Below are 623 nucleotides of genomic sequence, written 5' to 3' on the forward strand. Positions count from 1 at the left end.
GCAAAAGAGATCAGTTCGTTCTCTTTCAAAAGAATATGCAGTGTCTCCTGCATCAATTCATAACTGGTTTAAAGATGCAAAATCTGTTGAACTTGATGATGGAATTGAAGTTACTTCTAAAGAATTTAAAAAATTACAAAAAGAGAACCAACGTCTCAAGGAGGAATTGGAGATTTTAAAAGCTGCGGCGGTGTTACTGGGAAAGCGTTAGGGCGAGTTAAAACTCTTGTTTTCGTTAAGATTCAGTTATCCCATCACCGCCTATCCTTAATACTTTCAACTTTAAGATTAGCTCGCAGCACCTATTACCATTGGTTGAACTATCAACCTAGTCAACACGATTGTGTTGACCGTCATTTAAAAGCAAGCATTCGAAAAATTTGGGAAGAAAACTATCGCGCTTATGGTTATCCAAGAATCAAACTAGCATTAAATAGACTGGGAATTATAGTTGGTGTCAAACGGATTTTTCGGCTAATGCAAGAAATGAAGATTCACTCTCTCATGCATCGACGTTTTAAAAAGCCTGGTACTCATGTTGATTATTTACAACGTCCCAATCTGATTAAAAACAAGCCAAAAGCTAGTACTTGGCGAGCTGATATTACTTATCTTGAGCTACG

1 pseudogene is annotated in these 623 nt (G+C 37.1%); it reads left to right on the plus strand.

From position 1 onward, the window contains the following. A pseudogene (locus tag FC19_RS11790) lies at nt 1-623 on the plus strand (IS3 family transposase); the annotation flags it as partial.

It is taken from the genome of Liquorilactobacillus aquaticus DSM 21051 (genome assembly GCF_001436755.1).
GTDB lineage: Bacteria > Bacillota > Bacilli > Lactobacillales > Lactobacillaceae > Liquorilactobacillus > Liquorilactobacillus aquaticus.